At 70.7% G+C, this 21,538-nt stretch carries 23 protein-coding genes; 14 read left to right on the forward strand and 9 right to left on the reverse strand.

Translation table 11 applies throughout. The features are described from left to right. The first annotated feature begins 30 nt into the window (after window positions 1-30). The 4 genes from AC0L6F_RS15355 to AC0L6F_RS15370 all read left to right on the forward strand — a co-directional run bounded on the left by AC0L6F_RS15355 (window position 31) and on the right by AC0L6F_RS15370 (window position 2,792). Window positions 31-378, forward strand: a complete 348-nt coding sequence (locus AC0L6F_RS15355) for a helix-turn-helix transcriptional regulator (protein WP_259613353.1) — start codon at window positions 31-33, stop codon at window positions 376-378. Between the two features lie 56 nt (window positions 379-434). Beyond that, window positions 435-845 (forward strand): VOC family protein, encoded by a 411-nt coding sequence (locus AC0L6F_RS15360; RefSeq protein WP_274637420.1) that lies wholly within the window; start codon window positions 435-437, stop codon window positions 843-845. 41 nt (window positions 846-886) lie between these two features. Further along, window positions 887-1,525, forward strand: coding sequence for a DNA-directed RNA polymerase subunit beta (locus AC0L6F_RS15365; protein WP_473538541.1), 639 nt, complete (start codon window positions 887-889; stop codon window positions 1,523-1,525). Between the two features lie 382 nt (window positions 1,526-1,907). Continuing rightward, window positions 1,908-2,792 carry an aminodeoxychorismate lyase gene (locus AC0L6F_RS15370; RefSeq protein ID WP_473538542.1) on the forward strand — a complete coding sequence of 295 codons (885 nt, stop codon included), beginning with the start codon at window positions 1,908-1,910 and terminating at the stop codon, window positions 2,790-2,792. Window positions 2,793-2,814: 22 nt separating this feature from the next. Here AC0L6F_RS15370 and pstB read toward each other — a convergent pair whose 3' ends face one another. The 7 genes from pstB to AC0L6F_RS15405 form a co-directional block, all read right to left on the reverse strand. Next, on the reverse strand, window positions 2,815-3,594 hold the full coding sequence (gene pstB / locus AC0L6F_RS15375; protein ID WP_473538544.1) for a phosphate ABC transporter ATP-binding protein PstB: 780 nt from the start codon (window positions 3,592-3,594) through the stop codon (window positions 2,815-2,817). 16 nt (window positions 3,595-3,610) lie between these two features. Next, the gene (gene pstA / locus AC0L6F_RS15380; protein WP_473538546.1) at window positions 3,611-4,714 is read right to left on the reverse strand and encodes a phosphate ABC transporter permease PstA; all 1,104 of its coding nucleotides are present in this window, start codon (window positions 4,712-4,714) and stop codon (window positions 3,611-3,613) included. Further along, on the reverse strand, window positions 4,714-5,667 hold the full coding sequence (pstC, locus tag AC0L6F_RS15385) for a phosphate ABC transporter permease subunit PstC (RefSeq protein ID WP_274637425.1): 954 nt from the start codon (window positions 5,665-5,667) through the stop codon (window positions 4,714-4,716). The genes pstA and pstC overlap by 1 nt, the downstream gene beginning before the upstream one ends. Window positions 5,668-5,734: 67 nt before the next feature. After that, window positions 5,735-6,844 (reverse strand): phosphate ABC transporter substrate-binding protein PstS, encoded by a 1,110-nt coding sequence (gene pstS, locus AC0L6F_RS15390; protein ID WP_259611533.1) that lies wholly within the window; start codon window positions 6,842-6,844, stop codon window positions 5,735-5,737. A gap of 128 nt (window positions 6,845-6,972) precedes the next feature. Further along, a complete protein-coding gene (locus AC0L6F_RS15395; RefSeq protein ID WP_473538547.1) occupies window positions 6,973-7,911 on the reverse strand; it encodes an NUDIX hydrolase in 939 nt (312 codons plus the stop codon). Next, window positions 7,908-10,070, reverse strand: coding sequence for an RNA degradosome polyphosphate kinase (locus AC0L6F_RS15400; RefSeq protein WP_473538548.1), 2,163 nt, complete (start codon window positions 10,068-10,070; stop codon window positions 7,908-7,910). The genes AC0L6F_RS15395 and AC0L6F_RS15400 overlap by 4 nt, the downstream gene beginning before the upstream one ends. Window positions 10,071-10,133: 63 nt before the next feature. Beyond that, complete coding sequence (locus tag AC0L6F_RS15405; protein WP_274637429.1) at window positions 10,134-10,814, reverse strand: response regulator transcription factor; 681 nt, start codon at window positions 10,812-10,814, stop codon at window positions 10,134-10,136. Window positions 10,815-10,898: 84 nt separating this feature from the next. Between AC0L6F_RS15405 and AC0L6F_RS15410 the strand changes: the two genes are divergently transcribed. The 4 genes from AC0L6F_RS15410 (at window position 10,899) to AC0L6F_RS15425 (ending at window position 13,837) form a co-directional block, all read left to right on the forward strand. Continuing rightward, a complete protein-coding gene (locus tag AC0L6F_RS15410) occupies window positions 10,899-11,189 on the forward strand; it encodes a hypothetical protein (RefSeq protein ID WP_274637430.1) in 291 nt (96 codons plus the stop codon). A gap of 145 nt (window positions 11,190-11,334) precedes the next feature. Beyond that, complete coding sequence (locus AC0L6F_RS15415) at window positions 11,335-11,934, forward strand: nitrobindin family protein (RefSeq protein ID WP_473538549.1); 600 nt, start codon at window positions 11,335-11,337, stop codon at window positions 11,932-11,934. Beyond that, window positions 11,935-13,056 carry a CAF17-like 4Fe-4S cluster assembly/insertion protein YgfZ gene (gene ygfZ, locus AC0L6F_RS15420; protein WP_473538550.1) on the forward strand — a complete coding sequence of 374 codons (1,122 nt, stop codon included), beginning with the start codon at window positions 11,935-11,937 and terminating at the stop codon, window positions 13,054-13,056. It abuts the gene before it with no gap. Between the two features lie 34 nt (window positions 13,057-13,090). After that, window positions 13,091-13,837, forward strand: coding sequence for a phosphoglyceromutase (locus AC0L6F_RS15425; protein WP_473538551.1), 747 nt, complete (start codon window positions 13,091-13,093; stop codon window positions 13,835-13,837). Between the two features lie 8 nt (window positions 13,838-13,845). Here the strand turns inward: AC0L6F_RS15425 and phoU are convergent, their stop codons facing one another. Next, a complete protein-coding gene (gene phoU, locus AC0L6F_RS15430; RefSeq protein ID WP_274637433.1) occupies window positions 13,846-14,508 on the reverse strand; it encodes a phosphate signaling complex protein PhoU in 663 nt (220 codons plus the stop codon). A 170-nt stretch (window positions 14,509-14,678) separates the two neighbouring features. On the opposite strand from phoU, the gene AC0L6F_RS15435 reads away from it, so the two are divergent. Both AC0L6F_RS15435 and AC0L6F_RS15440 read left to right on the forward strand, forming a co-directional pair. Further along, window positions 14,679-15,872: an ATP-binding protein gene (locus AC0L6F_RS15435; RefSeq protein ID WP_274637434.1), complete on the forward strand. Its 1,194-nt coding sequence runs from the start codon at window positions 14,679-14,681 to the stop codon at window positions 15,870-15,872. Next, the gene (locus AC0L6F_RS15440) at window positions 15,869-16,552 is read left to right on the forward strand and encodes a response regulator transcription factor (protein ID WP_274637435.1); all 684 of its coding nucleotides are present in this window, start codon (window positions 15,869-15,871) and stop codon (window positions 16,550-16,552) included. The genes AC0L6F_RS15435 and AC0L6F_RS15440 overlap by 4 nt, the downstream gene beginning before the upstream one ends. Before the next feature lie 27 nt (window positions 16,553-16,579). Here AC0L6F_RS15440 and AC0L6F_RS15445 read toward each other — a convergent pair whose 3' ends face one another. Further along, window positions 16,580-17,011 carry a DNA modification methylase gene (locus AC0L6F_RS15445; RefSeq protein WP_274637436.1) on the reverse strand — a complete coding sequence of 144 codons (432 nt, stop codon included), beginning with the start codon at window positions 17,009-17,011 and terminating at the stop codon, window positions 16,580-16,582. 215 nt (window positions 17,012-17,226) lie between these two features. Between AC0L6F_RS15445 and AC0L6F_RS15450 the strand changes: the two genes are divergently transcribed. From AC0L6F_RS15450 to rlmB, 4 genes are all read left to right on the forward strand, one after another. Then, window positions 17,227-17,709 carry a CarD family transcriptional regulator gene (locus tag AC0L6F_RS15450; protein WP_259613355.1) on the forward strand — a complete coding sequence of 161 codons (483 nt, stop codon included), beginning with the start codon at window positions 17,227-17,229 and terminating at the stop codon, window positions 17,707-17,709. Between the two features lie 43 nt (window positions 17,710-17,752). Then, a complete protein-coding gene (gene ispD, locus AC0L6F_RS15455) occupies window positions 17,753-18,985 on the forward strand; it encodes a 2-C-methyl-D-erythritol 4-phosphate cytidylyltransferase (RefSeq protein WP_473538552.1) in 1,233 nt (410 codons plus the stop codon). A gap of 100 nt (window positions 18,986-19,085) precedes the next feature. After that, complete coding sequence (cysS, locus tag AC0L6F_RS15460; RefSeq protein ID WP_473538553.1) at window positions 19,086-20,501, forward strand: cysteine--tRNA ligase; 1,416 nt, start codon at window positions 19,086-19,088, stop codon at window positions 20,499-20,501. Next, a complete protein-coding gene (rlmB, locus tag AC0L6F_RS15465; protein ID WP_473538555.1) occupies window positions 20,494-21,516 on the forward strand; it encodes a 23S rRNA (guanosine(2251)-2'-O)-methyltransferase RlmB in 1,023 nt (340 codons plus the stop codon). The genes cysS and rlmB overlap by 8 nt, the downstream gene beginning before the upstream one ends. The last annotated feature ends 22 nt before the right edge of the window (window positions 21,517-21,538 follow it).

Below are 21,538 nucleotides of genomic sequence, written 5' to 3' on the forward strand. Positions count from 1 at the left end.
CTCGCCCACCTGCGCCGCGCGCGCGACCTGATGGACCGCGATTACACGCAGCCGCTGGACGTGCCCACGATGGCCGCGCGGGCGTTCATGTCGCCCGCCCACTTCTCTCGCGAATTCAAGACCGCGTACGGCGAGACGCCCTACGCGTATCTGATGACACGGCGGATCGAACGGGCGATGGCCCTGCTGCGGGCCGGTGCGTCGGTGACGGATGCCTGCACCGCCGTGGGCGCGACGTCTCTGGGGTCGTTCAGCTCCACTTTCACGCAGCTGGTCGGCGAGACGCCGAGCGCCTACCGCAGCCGCCCACATGAGGCCGCCGAGGCGATGCCGACGTGCATCGCCCGGCTGCTGACCCGCCCGACCCGCTACGCCTGAGCAACCGAGCAGGATTCGAGAAGCGAGCCGGCTTCGCCCTGCGTAGCGTGGGGGCCATGACAGACACCACTCTCGCCTACAGCCAGGTCACCGTCGACGATGTCGACGCCGCCATCGCCTTCTACCGGGATGCCCTCGGACTCTCGGTCGTCAACGACGTCGCCAACGACGGACACCGCTGGGTGAGCCTCGGATTCGCCGCGCAGCCCGGGCTGCTCCTCGTGCTCTCCGACCCGGGCGCCGGGCGTTCGCCCGAGGACGCCGAGGCGCTGCACCGGCTCGTCGCGAAGGGCGCCGGCCCCGGCCCCATCGTCTTCGCCACCAGCGATCTCGATGCGGCGTTCGAGCGCGCGCGCGCCGCCGGCGCCGAGGTCCTGCAGGAGCCGATCCAGCAGCCCTGGGGGCCTCGCGACTGCGCGTTCCGCGACCCCGCCGGCAACCTGGTGCGCATCAACCAGGCCACCTGATCGCCGGGCGGGCCGGCGCGACGGCCGGGTAGCCTGGTGGGGTGACAGACGGTTCCAGGGATTTCCATAAGCCGGTCCGCCGGTCCACCGGCGATCTCGATCGGCTGTTCGGCTCGCGGGATCCGGCCGAGGCCGCCCGGGTCGCGCACTCGACGGCGTCCGCGCTGCTGTCGCGGGTGCGCGCCGAACCCGACAGCGAGATCGTCGACCGGCTCGTCGAGTTCACCCGCACCCATGGCATCGAGGACATCGCCGAGCTGTGGGCCCAGGCGCCGTCGCGTTCGCTGCCCGGTGCCCTGTGGCGGCTGTACCTGCTGCAGCTGATGGTCCATGACGACCCGCAGACGGCGGCGCTGGTGTACGAGCGCGGACGCGTGCAGATCCCCTCTGCCGACCCGGTCATCGCCGGCGCTCCGGTCCCGGCGGGGCCGGACGAGCTGGTGGCCCTGGTCGACCGGATCCTCCGGGGCGTGTTCGAGGGCGACTTCGCGGGGGCTCTCGATCGGGCCGCGTCGTTCTGCCGGGTGCAGGCATCCGGCTCCACCCATCTCGCCGACGACTACGAGCTGACCGAGCCGGACCGTGCCACCGCGTTCACCACGCGCGCGCTGCGGCTCTCGACGTACGCGGGGGATCTGTCCGCGTGCGCGGCACTGTGGCGGGTCGACGCGCTGACCTGAGCGGGCGGCCGAGCTGAGCGGGCGGCAGACCTGTGCGGGCGGCCGAGCTGAGCGGGCGGCCGAGCTGAGCGGGCGGCCGAGCTGAGCGGGCGGCTGAGCTGTGCGGGCGGCTGATGTGACCAGGCGGGTTGACCGGCCTGCGCCGATCCGAGCGGACACAGTAGTGCCGGGCCGCAGAACGCCTCTCGGCGCGTGGCCGCTCGAAGCGGCAGAAGATGGAGCCCGGGGTTACTGCGGCCCGGCCACTCCAGTCTAACCGAGGCTGCCCGGCGGGTATTCCGGGCGGGTGGTCGCAACGGCAGGCCAGAACGGCACTCCGCACCGGCTCTGGGCGTGGATCCGACGATCCGGCCTGCCGTTGCGACCCCGCTACGCTCGGACCATGGCCGCCCATTTCGCCCTGCTGATCGACCCCGCCGCACCCGATGACGGACGGGACGATTTCGCCGCGACCTTCCAGGTGATAGACCCCACCGCGCCGGCACTGAGCGTGGGTGAGCTGAGCACCCAGCGCGGCGACGGCATCTTCGAGACCATCGGCGTCATCGACGGCCACCCGCAGGAGGTCGCCGCCCACCTCGACCGGCTCGCCCACTCCGCGCAGCTGTGCGACCTGCCCGCCCCCCACCCCCTGCAGTGGCGCCAGGCGGTGGCCCGGGCGGCGCTCGCCTGCGGCGGAGGGGAGTGCGCGATCAAGCTCATCCTCAGCCGCGGCGTCGAACACGGCCCGGCGCCCACGGCCTGGGTCACCGCCGCACCCGCACCGGACAACTCCGCGGTGCGCGAGGCCGGCATCCGGGTGGCCCTCCTCGACCGGGGGATCGACAGCGGGGCATCCGAGCGTGCGCCCTGGCTGCTGCTGGGCGCCAAGACGCTGTCGTACGCGACGAACATGGCGGCCATCCGCGAGGCGCATCGTCGCGGCGCCGACGACGCGATCTTCGTCGCCAGCGACGGCGTGGTCCTCGAAGGTCCCACGTCCTCGGTGATCCTCCGCTTCGGCGACCGCTTCGTCACCCCGGCGACCGGGAGCGGCATCCTGCACGGGACGACCCAGATCAGCCTGTTCGACCACCTGCGCGCCACCGGTCACCAGGCGACGTACGAGACGGTTCCGGTCGGCGAGCTGGCACGGGCGGATGCCGCGTGGCTGGTCTCCAGCGTGCGGCTGGCCGTCCCCATCACGGCCATCGACGGTCGGGCGCTCCCGATCGACCGGGAGGCGACGGCATCCTTCACCCGCTACCTGCTCAGCCCGCGCGAGTGAGCCCGGCCGAGCCTGCCCGGCGCTACCCGAACCTGCCCGACACGTAGTCCTCGGTTGCCTGCACCGACGGCGTGGTGAAGATCGTCGCCGTCTCGTTGTACTCGATCAGCTTGCCCGGCTTGCCGGTGCCGGCGATGTTGAAGAACGCGGTGCGCTCCGAGACGCGCGAGGCCTGCTGCATGTTGTGCGTCACGATCACGATCGTGTAGTCGTTCTTCAGGTCGGCGATGAGCTCCTCGATCGCATAGGTCGAGATGGGATCCAGCGCCGAGCACGGCTCGTCCATCAGCAGCACCTGCGGCTCGACCGCGATCGCCCGCGCGATGCACAGACGCTGCTGCTGCCCGCCGGACAGCCCGGCGCCGGGCTTGTCGAGCCGGTCCTTGACCTCGTTCCACAGGTTCGCGCCCCGCAGCGACTTCTCCACCAGTGCGTCGGCGTCCGAGCGCGAGATGCGGCGGTTGTTCAGACGCACGCCGGCGAGCACGTTCTCTCGGATGGACATCGTCGGGAACGGGTTGGGCCGCTGGAAGACCATGCCGACGTTGCGCCGCACGTTCACCGGGTCGACGCCCGAGGCGTAGAGGTCGTCGCCGTCCAGCAGGACCTGGCCCTCCACCCGGGCACCCGGGATGACCTCGTGCATTCGGTTCAGGGTGCGCAGGAACGTGGACTTGCCGCATCCGCTGGGGCCGATGAAGGCGGTCACGCTGCGCGGCTCGATGTGCAGCGAGATGTCCTCCACGGCGAGGAAGTCGCCGTAGTAGACGTTCAGGTCGGTGACGTCGATGCTCTTGGACACAGGATTTCCTTCGGTTTCAGAGTCCGCGCTTGGGCGCGAAGATCTTCGCGATGAGCCGCCCGATGAGGTTCAGCGCCATCACGATGAGGATAAGGGTGAGTGCGGCCGTCCAGGCCCGGTCGATCGATGCCTGCGCCGACACGCCCGCCGCCTGGGTGTACTGCGTGTAGACGAACACCGGAAGGGTCATCATCCGGTCGCTGAACAGGTTGTAGTTCATGCTGAACGTGAATCCGGTCACCAGCAGCAGCGGGGCGGTCTCGCCGATCACGCGGGCGATGGCGAGCATGACGCCGGTCACGATCCCGGCCAGCGAGGTGGGCAGCACGATCTTCAGGATCGTCAGCCACTTCGGCACGCCGAGGGCGTACGACGCCTCGCGCAGTTCGTTCGGCACCAGTCGGAGGATCTCTTCGCTCGAGCGCACCACGACCGGGATCATCAGCACCGACAGGGCGATGGCGCCCATGAAGCCGTTGCGCACGGCGGGGCCGACGAGCAGCGCGAACAGCGCGAAGGTGAACAGCCCGGCGACGATCGACGGGATGCCGGTCATCACGTCGACGAGGAAGGTGATCGCCTTCGCCAGCGGCCCGCGCCCGTACTCCACCAGGTAGATCGAGGTGAGCAGCCCGATCGGCACCGAGATGAGGGCGGTCATCAGCGTGATCAGCAGCGTTCCGATGATCGCGTGCAGCGCGCCGCCGCCTTCGCCGACGACGTTGCGCATCGACTGGGTGAAGAAGGACACGTCCATTCGCGCCAGACCGTTGGTCAGGACCGTCCACACCAGCGAGATCAGCGGCAGCAGCGCGATGATGAATGCGGTGGAGACCAGCGAGGTCACCAGCCGGTCCAGCGCACGGCGCGAGCCTTCGACGATCCGCGAGGCGACGTACAGCACGACGTCGAACAGGACGGTCCCGGCCAGTACCGCCCCCACGATGTTGAAGCCGGCCGTCACGTCGGCCAGCGCGAGCAGGACGAAGAACGCAGCCGAGATGATCAGGCTTCCACCCAGCACCATCCAGGCGGTGCCGCGAGGCAGACGTCCGGCGGCCAGCGTGTTGGTGGTGCGGATGCCTCCGGCCACAGGGGGCGCGGCGGTTGCAGTGGTCATCAGTCGGCTCCGGAGAAGGCGGCGCGGCGGCTGACGATCCAGCGTGCCGCGACGTTGACGAGAAGGGTGACGACGAACAGCACGAGGCCGGTCGCGACCAGGGCGTTCACCGAGACGCCGGTGGCCTCGGGGAACTGCAGTGCGATGTTCGCGGCGATGGTGTTCGGGTTCTGGGACTGCAGGACGGCGAAGTTCACGATGAACGCGGGGGAGAGCACCATGGCCACGGCGAACGTCTCGCCGAGCGCCCGCCCGAGGCCCAGCATGACCGCCGAGACCATGCCGCTGCGGGCGAACGGGAGCACGGCCATCCGAATCATCTCCCACTTCGTGGCGCCGAGGGCCAGTGCGGCCTCTTCGTGCAGCCGCGGCGCCTGCAGGAACACCTCCCGACAGATCGCGGTCATGATCGGGATCACCATCACCGCCAGCACGACGGCTGCCGTCAGGATCGTCCGCCCGGTGCCCGACACCGGCGGGGCGAACAGCGGGAACCAGCCGAGGTTGTCGCCCAGCCACTGGTAGAACGGCTGCACGAACGGGGCCAGGGTGACGATGCCCCACAGCCCGAACACCACGGACGGGACGGCGGCGAGCAGATCGATGACGTAGCCGAGGGTCTGCGACAGCCGCCGCGGCGCGTAGTGCGTGATGTACAGCGCGATCCCGATGGACAGCGGAGTCGCGAACAGCAGCGCGAGGAAGGCCGCCCACACCGTGCCGAACGCGAGCGGACCCACGTACTGCCAGAAGTTGGACGTGTCGTTGGGCAGCACGCCGGGACCGGCGATCAGGGCCGGGATGCTCTGGAGGACGAGGAAGATCGCGACCGCGGCGAGCGTGGCCAGAATCAGGGAGCCGGCGACGATCGTGGTCGTCGCGAAGACCCGGTCGCCCGCCCGGACCTTCACCCGGCGCGCCGGCCGGGTGGCTGCGGCGGTGGCTGCGGTCATCCTGCTCTCTTTCTCGATTCAGAGGGAAGGGGCGGTCCGGGACGCTGCCCCGGACCGCCCTCGGGTGCTACTTGATCGACTGTGCGGCTGCGACGACCTTGGCCGACAGCTCGGCCGACAGCGGAGCGGAGCCGGCCTGCTGGGCGGCCGCCTGCTGGGCCGCGTCACCGGCCACATACTGGATGTACGAGCTGATCAGGGCGCCCTTTTCGGCATCCTGGTACTGCTGGCACGCGATCAGGTACGACACCAGCACGAGCGGCCAGGCGCCCTCCTGGGTGTCGGTGCGGTTGATCTGGATCGCGAGGTCGTTCGCCTCGCGCCCCTCGACCAGCGGCGAGTCCGCGACGACCGAGGCCGCACCCTCGGCCGAGATCTTCACGAACGCGTCGCCGACCTTCAGCTGAGCCGGCTTCAGACCGGTCGTGCCGATGCCCGACTCGTCGATGTAGGTGATCGAGTTCTTCGCGTTCTTGGCAGCCTCGGCGACCCCCGAGGTGCCCTTGGCGGCGTCGCCGACCTGGTACGGGAACGTCTGCGACGCCTCCTTGGCCCACACGTCGGCGGCGTTGGCCGCGAGGTACTCGGTGAAGTTCTGCGTCGTGCCCGAGTCGTCCGACCGGTGCACCACGATGATCCGGTCGTCCGGCAGCGTCGCGCCCTCGTTCAGCGCCGCGATCTTCGCGTCATCCCACTTCGTGATCTTGCCCGAGAAGATGCCGGCGATGGTCGCGGCGTCCAGCTTGAGATCGTCCACGCCGTCGACGTTGTACGCGACCGCGATCGGCGAGATGTAGACGGGCAGGTCGATGGCCTTGGTGTCCGGCGCGCACATCGCGAACGTGCCGCTGAGCTCTTCGTCCTTCAGCGCCGCATCCGAGCCGGCGAAGTCGGCCGCGCCCGAGATGAAGCTCTTGCGCCCGGCGCCCGAGCCCTGCGGGTCGTAGTTGATGTTCAGGCTGGGGTTCGCGGACTGGATGCCGGCGATCCACGTCTGCTGGGCGGTTCCCTGCGCCGACGAGCCGATGCCGTTGATGGTGCCCGACAGGGTGGTGCTCGCCGACGCGCTGGCGTCGGTCGAGTTGTCGGCGGCGGCCTCGTTCGAGGCGCAGCCGGCCAGGACGAGGGCGCCTGCGACCAGCAGGGCGCCCAGTGGGGCGATGCGATTCAGCTTCACTGTGTGAGTCCTTCACGTGTTCGGGATGTCGACCCCGGTGCGGGGTTCGGCATGACCGTAGAGCGCGTCGGTGACCAGACTGCGCTGTGCGGGTGAACGGAAGGTGAACGGTGCCGCGGATGCCGCGGTCAGATCTTGGGCTCGTGCGTCTCTATCGCGATGATCCCCGACCCCGGATTGCTGGCCGACAGATGCGCCACCGAGAACGCGCCCACCGGCAGGGCCGCCGCATCGCTCAGGTACGACCCGGCGAGGGTGCCGGTGGCCAGCGCGAGCTCGCGCAGGATGTCCGGAAGCACCGGGCCGTGGCTGCAGACCACGATCGGCTTGCCGGCGCGCACGGCCTCGCCGACCACGCCCCGCACGTCCGAGGTGCCGTCCTCCCAGGCATCCTGGCTGATCGCCGCGGTGCGATGGACCTTGCGCCCGAGGTCCGCCGCCAGGGGAGTGACCGTGGTCACGCACCGGATGGCGTCGGAGGAGACGATCCGGCGGATGCCGAAGCTCGCCAACGGGCCGGCCACGGCCTTGGCCTGCTGGGTGCCGCGCGCGGTCAGCGGACGCAGCGCATCCTCGCCGGTCCACTCGCCGCGCGGAGTCGCCTTCGCATGGCGCAGCACGACCATCGGGAACGAATGCAGCACGCCGTCGTCGACGAGCGTGAGGAAGTTCTCCAGGATCTCGACGTCGACCGGATACGACAGCCGTGCGCGTGCCTTCTTCGGCGAGAGCCACTCGATCGCGGCGATCTCCTTGTTCGGCACGAACCGAGAGGTGCGGATCGCCTCGTCGGACGCGTGCGCCGCCCAATAGTGCACGATCTTCGTCCGCTTGCTGGGCAGCGCGTAGCGCGAGACGCCGACCGGCACGCCCAGATGCACCCGGATGCCGGTCTCTTCGAACACCTCGCGCACGGCGGTCTCGGCGAGCATCTCACCGGGGTCCACCTTGCCCTTGGGCAGGGTGACGTCCGCGTAGGCCGTACGATGGATGACCAGCAGACGCAGCTTGCCTTCGATCACACGCCACACGACGCCGCCGGCGGCGTAGACGGCGGTCTCGCTCATCGCACAGCCCTCGCTCGACGCCGGCGTTGCACGATCATCATCGTCTTGTCCTGCAGATCCACGAGCGGTCGGCCGTTCTCGCCAACGCTCCGGCGCACCCAGACGCCGTCCGGTCCCAGATGCCAGGAGCTGGTCCCGTCGCTCATCGCGAGGGTGAACAGGTCCTCGAGCGCCTTGATGTGCGCGGGGGCGGTCACCCGCACCAGCGCCTCGATGCGACGGTCGAGGTTGCGGTGCATCATGTCGGCGCTGCCGATGTACACCTGCGGGTCGCCGTCGCCCGCGAACGAGAAGATCCGCGAGTGCTCCAGATAGCGGCCGAGGATGCTGCGCACGGTGATGTTCTCGCTCATCCCGGGCACGCCGGGTTTGAGACTGCAGATGCCGCGCACCCAGACCTCGATCGGCACGCCGGCCTGGCTGGCCCGGTAGAGCGCGTCGATGATCTGCTCGTCGACCATCGAGTTCACCTTGATCCGGATGCCGGACGCCTTGCCGTCCAGGGCGTTGCGGCGCTCGCGGTCGATGAGTCGCATCAGCCCCTTGCGCAGGTGGCGGGGCGCGACCAGCAGTCGCTTGAACTTCTTCTCGATCGCGTAGCCGCTCAGTTCGTTGAACAGGCGGATCAGGTCGCGGCCGACCAGCTCGTCGGTGGTGAACAGGCCGAAGTCTTCGTAGATCCGGCTCGTCTTCGGGTTGTAATTGCCGGTGCCGATGTGCGCGTAGCTGCGCAGCGCGCCCTCCTCTTCACGGATCACCAGGGCGAGCTTCGCGTGCGTCTTCAGCCCGACGAGCCCGTAGACGACGTGCACGCCGGCCTTCTCGAGTTTGCGCGCCCACACGATGTTCGCGGCCTCGTCGAAGCGCGCCTTGACCTCGACCAGGGCGAGCACCTGCTTGCCGGCCTCGGCGGCGTCGATCAGGGCCTGCACGATCGGGCTGTCGCCCGAGGTGCGGTAGAGCGTCTGCTTGATGGCCAGCACATGCGGGTCGCGCGCCGCCTGCTCCAGGAACGCCTGCACGCTGGTGGTGAACGACTCGTACGGGTGGTGGACCAGCACGTCGGACTTGCGGATCGCCGCGAACATGTCCGCCCGCTCGGTGCTGTCGCCCGGCTGGAACGCCAGCGCGGTGATCGGCACGTGCGGCGGATACCGCAGGTCGGGCCGGTCGATCCGCCCCAGGTCGAACAGCCCGCGCAGGTCGAGCGGTCCGGGCAGCCGGTGCACCTGCTGCTCGGTGATGGCCAGCTCGTCGATCAGCAGATCCAGGGTGAGGTCGTCCATGTCGTCGGTGACCTCGAGCCGGATGGGCGGGCCGAACCGGCGACGCAGCAGCTCGGCCTCCAGCGCCTGGATGAGGTTCTCGGTCTCATCCTCCTCGACCTCGACGTCCTCGTTCCGGGTGAGACGGAACGTGTGGTGGTCGAGGATCTCCATCCCGGGAAAGAGGTCTGCGAGGTTGTTCGCGATGAGGTCCTCCAGCGGGAGGAACCGGATGCGGTCGCCGTCGTCGAGCCGGACGAAGCGCGGCAGCATCGGCGGCACCTTCAGCCGGGCGAACTCCTGGCGGCCGGTGCGCGCATTCCGGATGCGGATCGCGAGGTTCAGCGACAGCCCGGAGATATAGGGGAACGGATGCGCCGGATCGACCGCGAGCGGGGTCAGGACAGGGAAGACCTTCTCCTGGAAGTAGCGGTACAGGTCGGTCCGCTCGTCCTCGGTCAGGTCCGACCAGCCGAGGAAGTCGATCCCGGCCTCGGCCAGCGCCGGGCGTACCTGATTGATCCACACGTCGGCGTGGCGCAGCTGCAGCTGGTGCGCGTCGTCGGAGATGTCGGCCAGGACCTCCTGCGGCGCACGGCCCACGTTCGTGGGCACGGCCAGGCCGGTCACGATGCGGCGGCGCAGCCCGGCGACCCGGACCATGAAGAACTCGTCCAGGTTGCTGCCGAAGATCGCCAGGAAATTCGCCCGCTCCAGCACCGGCAGCGACGGGTCCTCGGCCAGCTCGAGCACCCGCTGGTTGAACGCCAGCCAGCTCAGCTCGCGATCGAGATAACGGCCCTCCGGAAGCTCGGAGTCGTAGACCTCCTCCAGGTCGAAGTCGTCGTCTTCACCGTCGTCCAGACCGGTGTCCAAGACCTCGTGTTCGATCATCCCCTCATCATTGCAGGCAGAGGTGTCCTCCGCGCCACAAAGCGGATCGCTCCGCGGCGCGGCTCACGGCCGCGCGGGCTCCTGCTCGTCATCGGCCACGTTGAACCGGTAGCCCACGTTGCGCACGGTGCCGATGAGCTGCTCGAAGTCCCCGAGCTTCGCGCGCAGGCGCCGCACGTGCACGTCCACCGTGCGGGTGCCGCCGAAGTAGTCGTACCCCCACACCTCGCTCAGCAGCTGCTCGCGGGTGAACACCCGGGACGGGTGCGTGGCCAGGAAGTGCAGGAGCTGGAACTCCTTGTACGTCAGGTCCAGCGGCCGCCCGTGCAGCTTGGCCGAATACGACGTCTCGTCGATCGTGAGACCGGATGTCTGCACCCGGACCGGCTCCGGATGCTCGGCCGCATCCCGGGCGACGGCGAGCCGGATGCGGGCATCGGCCTCGGCCGGGCCGGCGGTGGTCAGGATGACGTCCGAGATCCCCCACTCCGCGGTCACGGCGGCCATGCCGCCCTCGGTGACCACGAGCATCAGCGGCGCGTCCAGGCCGGTGGCCGTCAGGACGCGGCACAGCGACTTCGCCGCCACCAGGTCGGTGCGGGCATCCAGCAGGATCACGTCGGCGGTGGGGGCGTTCACCAGGTGCGCGGGGTCGGCGGGGATGGTGCGCAGCCGGTGGGCGAGGAGCTCGAGCGCGGGCAGGGCGGCGTCCTCCGCCGAGCTGAGTACCAGGATCTGTGCCACGCGGGTCCCTCCCCGAGACGTCGCGACGATGTAAGGATCCGTCCGCGCCGATAGCCCATCCTATTCGCGTGCGAGAATGGCCACATGTCGACGCCTGATCTGGCACCGCGCGGGGCTTTCGGCGGCGTGATCGCCGTCTGGGTCGCCGCCGTCCTCATCGGGCTGGCGGTGGGCCTGTTCACTCCGCTGGAGGTGCGCGCCGGATGGGTGGCCATCGGACTGGCCGGATGCCTCGTCCTCTCGTTCGCGGTGCAGCTGTGGTTCGGGCGTCCCCGCCGGTTCATCACCCGGGTCGCGCTGAGCATGCTGGGCAGCCTCATCATCCTCGGGGCGATCAACGCGGGGTTCGGGCTGGCCGCCCTCGCCCCGGTGTAGACCGGGATAGAGTGGACGGCATGGACCTCGTCGCGCTTGAACTGTTCTTCGTGGGGCTGCTGGGGCTCGCTTCGCTGGCGATCCTCTTCGTGTCGGTCGTCGTGATCAAGAACCTGTACCGCGGCCAGCGCTGACGGACCGTCTCGTGATCGAGATCCCGACCGAGCTGCCGGCCGACCTCGTCCCGATGGCCTGGCTGCTGGGCGTGTGGGAGGGCACCGGCGTGATCGACTACGAGACCGGCGACCACCACTTCACCGGTGAGTTCTCGCATCGGGTGAGCTTCAGCCACGATGGTGGCTCCTCGCTGAACTACTCCGCCGACGCCTGGATCGGCGAGGGCGACGACCGTTCGCTGCTCGTGTCCGAGCTCGGCTACTGGCGGCTGTCGCGTCCGCAGACCGAGGCCGAAGCCGGTCCCGGCCTGCTCCCCGCGCGCACCGCGGGCCCGCAGCGCACCGCCGAGGACGTCGAGGCCCTGCGCAACGCCGAAGGCGGGTTCGACATCGACGTGGCACTCGTGCACTCCGACGGCATCAGCGAGCTCTACCTCGGGCAGATCCGCGGTCCCCGCATCGACATCGCCACGGATGCCGTCATCCGCCCGGCCGGCGCGAAGGCCTATACCGCGGCATCTCGGATGTACGGTCTGGTGGACGCGCACCTGCTGTGGGCGTGGGATGTGGCCGCCCTCGGCGGCGGGCTGGCCTCGCACGCGTCGGCCCGACTCGCGAAGGTGCAGTGAATGGACACGGTGCAGGGAATGGATGCTTTCACGCGGCTGCTGACCGCCGCCCCCGGAGCGGTGGTCTCCGACGGCGTCCTGCAGCACCTGGGCAGCCCGCTCGCCGAGCAGCGCGCCCTGGCCGACGGAACCGCCGTGGTGCCCCTGGGCGATCGCGGCCTGCTGGCGGTGCCCGGTGAAGACCGGCTGACCTGGCTCGAGTCCTTCTCCACGCAGCGCGTGAGCGTGCTCGCGCCGGGTGAGAGCGCCGAGCTGCTCATCCTCGACCCCAACGGGCACGTCGAGCACGCGGCATCCATCATCGACGACGGGACCACCGCCTGGCTCATCGTCGACCGGCAGGATGCCGAGCCCCTGCTGTCGTGGCTGAAGAAGATGCGCTTCCGCCTGCGGGTGGATCCGCGCGATGCGAGCGACGAGCTGGCCATCGTCGGCGGCACGGCCTCCGCCATCGGCGGGCTCCATGCAGCCGCGCCGGCCGGCGTCGCCCTGGTGTGGCACGATCCCTGGCCGGGCGTGACGGTGGGCGGATGGGCGTACGGCGCCGCCGATCCCCACCCGGGCGCCGACCGCGACTGGGCCGAGGCCCTGATCGCGCCGGAGGAGGTCGAGCGGCTCGCGCGGGAGGCGGCATCCGGCGCGCTGCGGCTGTCCGGCTCGCTCGCCGCCGACGCGCTGCGCATCGCGGCGTGGAGGCCGCGGATGTCCGACGCCGACGAACGGCTGCTGCCGCACGAGGCGGACTGGATGCGCAGCGCCGTGCACCTGGACAAGGGATGCTATCGGGGCCAGGAGACGGTGGCCAAGGTGCACAACCTCGGTCACCCGCCGCGGCGGATGGTCGAGCTGCAGCTGGACGGCAGCGAATCCGCACTGCCTGCGCGGGGAGACGCCGTGCGCGCCGGAGACACCGTGGTCGGCACGGTCATGGCGGCCGCGCTCCACTACCAGGACGGTCCGATCGCCCTCGCGCTGGTGCGCCGGAACACTCCGGTCGACGCCGAGCTCGTCGTCGACGCCGAGGCGGGGCCGATCGCGGCCGCGCAGGAGGTCATCGTCCCGCCGGAGGCCGGAGCCACGGCATCCGTCCCTCGCCTCCCGCGGCTCGGCCGCCGGCGCTGACGGCGGCGGCCGGACGCGTCGCTAAGCTGGAATCATGACCGCCCCGTACACGCTCATCCTGCTGCGCCACGGCCAGAGCACCTGGAACAAGTCCAACCAGTTCACCGGATGGGTGGATGTGCGCCTGACCGAGCAGGGCGAGGCCGAGGCCCGCCGCGGCGGGCAGCTGCTGGCCGAGGCCGGTATCCTCCCGGACGTCGTGCACACCTCGGTGCTCTCCCGCGCGATCCAGACCGCCGATCTGGCGCTGGACGCCGCCGACCGGCTGTGGATCCCGGTGACCCGCTCGTGGCGGCTGAACGAGCGCCACTACGGGGCGCTGCAGGGCAAGGACAAGGCGCAGACCCTGGCCGAATTCGGTCAGGAGCAGTTCATGCTCTGGCGCCGCTCGTTCGACGTCCCGCCGCCCGAGCTGCCGGACGACTCCGAGTACAGTCAGGCGCACGATCCCCGCTACGCCGGCATCGACGGCGAGGTGCCGCGCACCGAGTCGCTCAAGCTCGTGATCGACCGGCTGCTGCCGTACTGGCACAGCGATATCGTGCCCGACCTGCGGTCCGGCAAGACGGTGCTGGTGGCCGCGCACGGCAACTCGCTGCGCGCGATGGTCAAGCACCTGGACGGGATCAGCGACGCCGACATCGCCGAGTTGAACATCCCCACCGGCATCCCGCTGGTCTACCGTCTGGGCGAAGATCTCGCCCCGCTCGGCCCCGGTGAGTACCTCGACCCCGAGGCGGCCGCCGCCGGCGCCGCCGCGGTCGCCAACCAGGGCAAGTAGAGCCGGCGCTACACCTCGGGCTCGACGTCGGCGGTCCAGTCGCCGGTCGCCAGGTACATGACCTTCTTGGCGACCGAGACGGCGTGATCGGCGAACCGCTCGTGGTACCGGCTGGCCAGCGTGGCGTCGACGGTGGCGCTCGCCTCGCCGGTCCAGCTGTCGCTGAGCACCTTCTCGAACACCGAGATGTGCAGGTCGTCGATGTCGTCGTCGGCGGTGCGCAGCCGCTCGGCCAGCTCGAGATCCTGCGTGCGCAGCAGCTGGGTCAGGGTGCGCGCGGCCTCCACGTCCAGCTCGCCCATCTTCGTGAACGTCGAGCGCAGGCCCTTCGGGATCGCCCGCTCGGGGAACCGCATCCGGGTCAGCTGGGCGATGTGCTCGGCGATGTCGCCCATCCGCTCCAGCGACGCGCTCACCCGCAGCGACATGACGACGATGCGCAGATCCCGGGCAACCGGCTGCTGCCGGGCCAGGATCTCGATGGCCAGCTCATCCAGCTCGATCGTCTTGTCGTCGATGATGCTGTCGGCATCGATCACCTCTTCGGCCAGCGTGACGTCGCTGGTGCCGAACGCCCGGGTCGCCTTCTCGATGGCGACGGTGACCAGCTCGGCGATCTCGACCAGCCGCGACTGGACGTCTTCAAGCGACTGATGGAACACTTCGCGCATGGGTGGCACCGCTTCTTCGAATCGAGATGCCCGGACGGCGGTCCAGGTCCCGCTGATTGTCGTCATCGAAGGTTAACGGACGGTGCCGTCGAGGTGAACACTGGATGCCTCGCCCCGGTCGCCGCGGGTTCCCGTTCTCGGCCACCCGGTCCGAACCGTACCCTGGGTGCATGACCACTCCGCAGCTCGCCCTGTTCGCGCTGCTCATCGGGGTGGTCCTGGGCGGGTCGGTCGCCCTCGTGGTGGTCGCCTCCTATCGGGCACGCGACCGCGCGGTGGGGCAGGCATCGACCGGGCTCCCGGACGGCGTGCGGGACGTCCTGGCCGGCATGGACGACCCGGCGGTGGTGGTGGATGCCTCGGGTACGGTGGTCGCGGCATCCATGCCCGCTGCGGCATATCACTTCGTCGAACGTGCCGTGCTGCCCACCGAAGAGCTGGCGCTGCTGGCCCGCGCCGCGCGGGCGGGGACGGCATCCGCCCCCGTCACCATGCGGCTGGACCGGGGGTCGGAGCAGCGGGCGGTCTCGGCGCGCGCACGGGCGATCACGTCCCGGCTGGTGCTCATCGTCCTGCGCGACATCACGGAGCAGGAGCGCGTCGAGCAGATGCGCCGGGATTTCGTGGCCAACACCAGCCACGAGCTGAAGACGCCGGTCGGCGCGGTGGGGCTGCTGGCCGAGGCGGTCGATTCGGCCGCCGACGATCCCGGCCAGGTGCGCGAGTTCGCCCGCCGGCTGCAGCGCGAGGCCGACCGGCTGGCGTCGCTGACCTCGCGGATCATGAGCCTGTCGCGGCTGCAGACCGAGGAGCCGACCACGCTGCGCGATGTCGCGGTGGACGACCTGATCGCCGCGCAGATCGACGCGCACGCGGCCCAGGCGGACTCGGCGGGCGTCCGGGTGATGCGCGGCGGCGACCGGGGCGCGTTCGTGCACGGCGACCTGCCGGTGCTGGGCGAGGCGCTGGGCAATCTGCTGGCGAACGCCATCGCCTACTCCCCGTCCGGCTCCCACGTGGGCGTGGGCGTGAAGATCGAGGGCCGCGTCGTCGAGATCGCGGTGGCCGATCAGGGCATCGGCATCGACGAGAGCGACCAGGAGCGCGTCTTCGAGCGGTTCTACCGCGCCGACCAGGCACGCTCGCGGCGCACCGGCGGCACCGGCCTGGGGCTGGCGATCGTCAAGCACGCCGTGCAGCGGCACGGCGGCGAGGTGCGGCTGTGGTCGCAGCCGGGACGCGGCTCGACCTTCACCGTCCGGCTGCCTCTGGCCCCACCCCCCGACCCGTCGGGCGGGGCGGGCGGCAAGAAGAAGTCCAAGAAGAACAAGAAGAAGTCCGCACGGAAGGAACCCACCGCATGACCCGAGTGCTGATCGTCGAGGATGAGCCGGACCTCGCCGACCCCCTGGCCTACCTGCTGGGCCGGGAGGGGTTCGAGGTCGAGATCGCCGAGGACGGCCCGGCCGCCCTCGAGGCGTTCCAAGCCCGCGGCGCCGACATCATCCTGCTCGACCTGATGCTGCCCGGGATGCCGGGGACCGAGGTGTGCCGTCAGATCCGGACCACCAGCGCGGTGCCGGTGGTCATGCTGACCGCCAAGGACAGCGAGGTGGACATCGTGGTCGGGCTGGAGCTCGGCGCCGACGACTACGTGACCAAGCCCTACTCGACCCGCGAGCTGCTCGCGCGGATGCGCGCGGTGCTCCGCCGCAGCGCCGCGGCCGACGCCGACCTGGACGAGCGGGTGCTCAGCGGCGGGCGGGTGACGCTGGACATCGACCGGCACACCGTCGAGGTCGCCGGCGAGCAGATCCCCATGCCGCTGAAGGAGTTCGAGCTGCTCGAGGTGCTGATGCGCAACGAGGGGCGGGTGCTCACCCGCGGGCAGCTGATCGACCGGGTCTGGGGAAGCGACTACTTCGGGGACACCAAGACCCTGGACGTGCACATCAAGCGGATCCGCTCGCGCATCGAGAAGGACCCGCGCGAGCCGGTGATGCTCGTCACCATCCGCGGACTGGGGTACCGCTTCGAGGGCTGAGCACGCTCGCCACGCCCGCGCTGGGCGCTACGGCGCGGTGGTCGCCGCCGGCTGCGGGACGAGGCTGGTCAGGTACGTCTCCTCGCCGCCGAGCACCGGCACGTTGGCCTGCGCGCCGTCGGCCTGGCCCGACTGGAAGTAGATCGAGACGGTCCCGCCGGGCTTGACGTCCAGGGCGTCGATCCGCAGCGGGTCGACGTTCTCGCCGAGGCTGGAGACCGTGTGCGCCGGGACCTGGACGGTGGACGAGCTGGCCGAGGAGCCGTCGCCGACCTGGACGTTCAGGGTCTGCGACTGCCCGGTCATGTTCACGACCGCCATCACCAGGTTGCCCACCGCACCGTCGGGCGTGGCCACCACCAGCGCGTTGCGCACCTGCAGCGGCGCCCCGGCCGAGTCGGCGACGTTCACACCGTCTGCCGGCGAGTAGGGGATCGTGGTGCCCTGAGGGGAGATCATGGAGCAGCCGGATGCTCCGAGGATGACGGCGGCGCAGACGGCCACGGACGCGAGCAAGCGCGATTTCACTGTTCCTCCCACAGGGCATTCGATGTGCTCTTGCAGTCTACGGGGTCGCCCGGGCGCAGATGGGACCGGCTTCCGCCGACGTGCTGGGCAAACCTTAGTGCATACTCGCTGTGGTATCCTTGAGGTTGCCGAAAGGATATAACTGCATGCTTTTTGAGGTTGGCGAGACGGTCGTTTATCCCCACCATGGTGCGGCGACGATTTCCGAAGTGAAGACCCGCGTCATCAAGGGTGAAGAGAAGGTCTATCTGAAGCTCCGCGTCACTCAAGGCGACCTGGTCATCGAGGTCCCGGCAGACAATGTCGACCTCGTCGGCGTCCGTGATGTCATCGGCAAGGAGGGCCTGGAGAAGGTCTTCGAGGTGCTGCGCGCTCCGTTCACAGAGGAGCCGACCAACTGGTCGCGCCGCTACAAGGCGAACCTCGAGAAACTGGCCTCCGGCGATGTGATCAAGGTGAGCGAGGTCGTCCGCGACCTGTGGCGCCGCGATCAGGACCGCGGGCTGTCCGCGGGCGAGAAGCGGATGCTGGCCAAGGCCCGGCAGATCCTCATCTCCGAGCTCGCGCTGGCCGAGAAGACCGACGAAGAGCAGGCCAGCGGCCTGCTCGACGAGGTCCTCGCCTCCTGAGACGGCGCTGACCCGCGCTGACTCGGCGCGCTAGTCTCGGGGCGTGAGCATCGCCCCCGTTCCCCGCGTCGCGATCATCGTCGTGGCGGCCGGTTCGGGCGTGCGCCTCGGCGCCGACGCGCCCAAGGCGTTCGTCGGCATCGACGAGCACTCGGTGCTGCACCATGCGCTGCGGTGGGTCCTGGCCGTGCCGGACGCGCTCGTCGTGGTCGCGGTGCCGGCCGGTCGCGAAGGCGATGCCCGCACCGAGGCGACGGCTGTGGCCGAGGGGGCGGCCGAGCGGGTGCGGGTCGTCGCCGGCGGCCGCACCCGGCAGGAATCGGTTGCGGCCGCCCTGCACGCGGTCTGGCCGGACGTGCAGGTCGTGCTGGTGCACGATGCGGCGCGCGCACTGGTCCCGCCCGAGGTGTTCGCGCGGGTGATCGCCGCGGTCGCCGCCGGTGCCGCCGGGGTGGTCCCCGTGCTGCCGATGGTCGACACGATCAAGCAGGTGGACGCGGATGCCGTGACCGGCACCGCGGACCGCACCGGCTTGGCGGCCGCGCAGACCCCGCAGGGGTTCCGCCGGGATGTGCTGGACGCCGCCTACCGGGTCGCGACCGAGGAGTACACCGATGACGCGGCGCTCGTCGCGGCGGCCGGCCACAGCATCCTGACCGTTCCGGGCGACCCGCGCGGCTTCAAGATCACCGCCCCCGCCGATCTGGAGCGCGCCCGCGCCGCCGTGCGCGCCGAACCGGCATCGACCGAGCGTGCGGAGCCGCGGTCCGCCGCCCGCGTCTCGGCTGCCGGGCCGCTGCTGCCGCGGGTGGGGATCGGCACCGATGTGCACGCGGTCGGCGGCGACGGCGCGCTGTGGCTGGCCGGGCTGGAATGGCCGGGCGAGCCGGCGCTGTCCGGGCATTCGGACGGGGATGCGGTGGCCCACGCGATCGTGGATGCGCTGCTGGCCGCCGCCGGCCTCGGCGACATCGGCAGCCGGTTCGGCACGGCGCGGCCGGAGTTCGCCGGCGGCCACGCCGACGTCTTCCTCGCCCGCGCGCGGAGGCTGCTGGCCGACGCCGGGTTCTCGATCGGCAACGTCGCCGTGCAGGTGCAGGCGCGACGGCCCCGGCTGGCCGCCCGACGCGCCGAGGCCGAAGCAGCCCTGTCGGCGGCGCTGGGCGGTGCGCCGGTCTCGGTGTCGGCCACCACCACGGACGGCCTGGGCTTCACCGGGAGCGGTGACGGGGTGGCGGCGTTCGCGGTCGCGCTCCTCGTGCCCGCGCCGGCCTGATCGGCGCGCGCCGTCCGCCTCCCGTCACCGGCGGAACGCGGCGTGCAGCGCGCGTGCAACGCGCATCTCGTGCGGAGGATGCCGCCGGTAGTCTTGACGGGTGACTCTCCGGCTCCATGACACCGCGGCGCAGACGCTGCGCGCGTTCGTGCCGCTGCGCCCGGACGAGGTCACCGTCTACGTCTGCGGCCCCACCGTGCAGTCCGGCCCGCACATCGGGCACCTGCGCGGGGCGCTGAGCTTCGACATCCTCACCCGCTGGCTGGAGCACCGCTTCGGCCGGGTCACGGTGGTGCGCAACGTGACCGACATCGACGACAAGGTGGTCGCCAACGCGACCGACGTCGAGCCGTGGTGGGCGCTGGCGTACCGGATCGAGCGCGAGTTCACCGCGGCATATGCCGCCATCGGCATCCGCCCTCCGACGTATGAGCCCCGGGCCACCGGGCACATCCCGCAGATGGTGGAGCTGATCGGCACGCTGATCGAGCGCGGGCACGCGTACCCGGCCGCCGACGACTCCGGGGACGTGTACTTCGACGTGCGGTCGTGGCCGGACTACGGCAGCCTTACGCATCAGGCGCTGGACGCGATGGAACCGGCGGGGGACGCCGACCCGCGCGGCAAGCGCGACCCGCACGACTTCGCCCTGTGGAAGGGCGCCAAACCCGGTGAGCCGCCCACCGCGACCTGGGACGCGCCCTGGGGACCCGGGCGCCCGGGCTGGCACATCGAGTGCTCGGCGATGGCCCGCCGCTACCTCGGCCGCGACTTCGACATCCACGGCGGAGGGCTCGACCTGCGGTTCCCGCACCACGAGAACGAGCTGGCCCAGTCCACCGCCGCCGGCGACGGCTTCGCGCGCTACTGGGTGCACAACGGACTGGTCACCGTCGACGGGCAGAAGATGTCCAAATCGCTGGGCAACTTCGTCCTCGCCGCCGACCTGCTCGACCGGCGCGAACCGCTCGTAGTCCGCTACGCGCTGGCCGCCGCGCACTATCGATCCAGCCTGGACGTGTCCGACCGCAGTCTGGACGAGGCCGAGGCCGCCCTCGACCGCATCCGCACGTTCCTGGAGCGAGTGCTCCGTGAACGCGGCGAGAACGGGCGGCTCGCGCATGGCACCGAGACGCCCGCGTCGTTCGCCGCCGCGATGGACGACGACCTGGGGGTGCCGCAGGCGCTGGCGGTCGTGCACGAGACCGTCCGCGCCGGAAACGCCGCGCTCGACGCCGGCGACGCGGATGCTGCGGGTGCGGCGTTCGACGCCGTGATCGCGATGACCGGCATTCTGGGCATCAACCCGCTCGATCCGCACTGGCGGCAGCAGAGCGCCGGGCCCGAGGCATCCGCCCTCGACGCCCTCGTGCAGACCATGATCGACCAGCGCGCACAGGCGCGCAGGGACAAGGACTGGGCCGCGGCCGACCGCATCCGCGACGCGATCGCGGCGGCCGGCATCGCCCTCGAGGACGGGTCCTCCGGGACCCATTGGAGTGTGCAGAATGGCTAAGCCGCAGGGATCCGGGCGGGGCAACAGCAAGAAGAAGGGGCCCACCAAGGGCACCGGCGGCCACGGGCGCAAGGCGCTCGAGGGGAAGGGGCCCACCCCGAAGGCCGAGGACCGCAGCTGGCACGTCGCCGGCAAGCGCAAGGCGGCGCAGGAGCGCTATGCCGCCTCGGGCGGCAAGGGACGGCCCGGGGGCAGGACGCAGCAGGGCTCCAACCCGAACCGCGCGTCGCGGGGGACGTCCGCCGACGACACCGAGACGGTGACCGGACGCAACTCGGTGCTGGAGGCGCTGCGCACCCGCATCCCGGCCATCGCGCTGTACATCGCGCAGCGCGTGGAGATGGACGATCGGGTCAAGGAGATGCTCTCCATCGCGTCGCACCGCGAGATTCCGGTGCTGGAGGTCACCCGACCGGAGCTGGACCGGATGGCCGGCATCGGGGGCGTGCACCAGGGCATCGCGCTGAAGGTGCCGCCGTACGAGTATGCGCATCCGCAGGACGTGCTCGAGGAGGCGCTCGCCGACGGTGAGACGCCGCTGCTGGTGGCGTTGGACGGGATCACCGATCCGCGGAACCTGGGAGCGATCATCCGCTCCGCGGCCGCGTTCGGCGCGCACGGGGTGATCCTGCCGCAGCGACGCTCGGCGAGTGTGAACTCGGCCGCGTGGAAGACGAGCGCCGGCGCCGCCGCGCGCCTCCCGGTCGCGCTGGCGGCGAACCTCACCTCGACGCTGAAGGAGTTCAAGAAGCAGGGCGTGTTCGTCCTGGGTCTGGACGGCGGCGGGGACGTGTCGCTGCCCGAGCTGACCCTGGCCGACCGCCCGGTCATCATCGTGTGCGGCTCGGAGGGCAAGGGGCTGTCACGCCTGGTCACCGAGACCTGCGACCAGATCGTGTCGATCCCGATCTCGGCGGCCACCGAGTCGCTGAACGCGGGGATCGCGACGTCGGTCGCGCTGTACCAGGTGGCCACCATGCGCGCCGCCGATGCCGCGCAGGCGCCTGGCGCCTGAGCCCGCACGACTCCCATCGGGC

The organism is Microbacterium sp. G2-16M, from assembly GCF_055809115.1.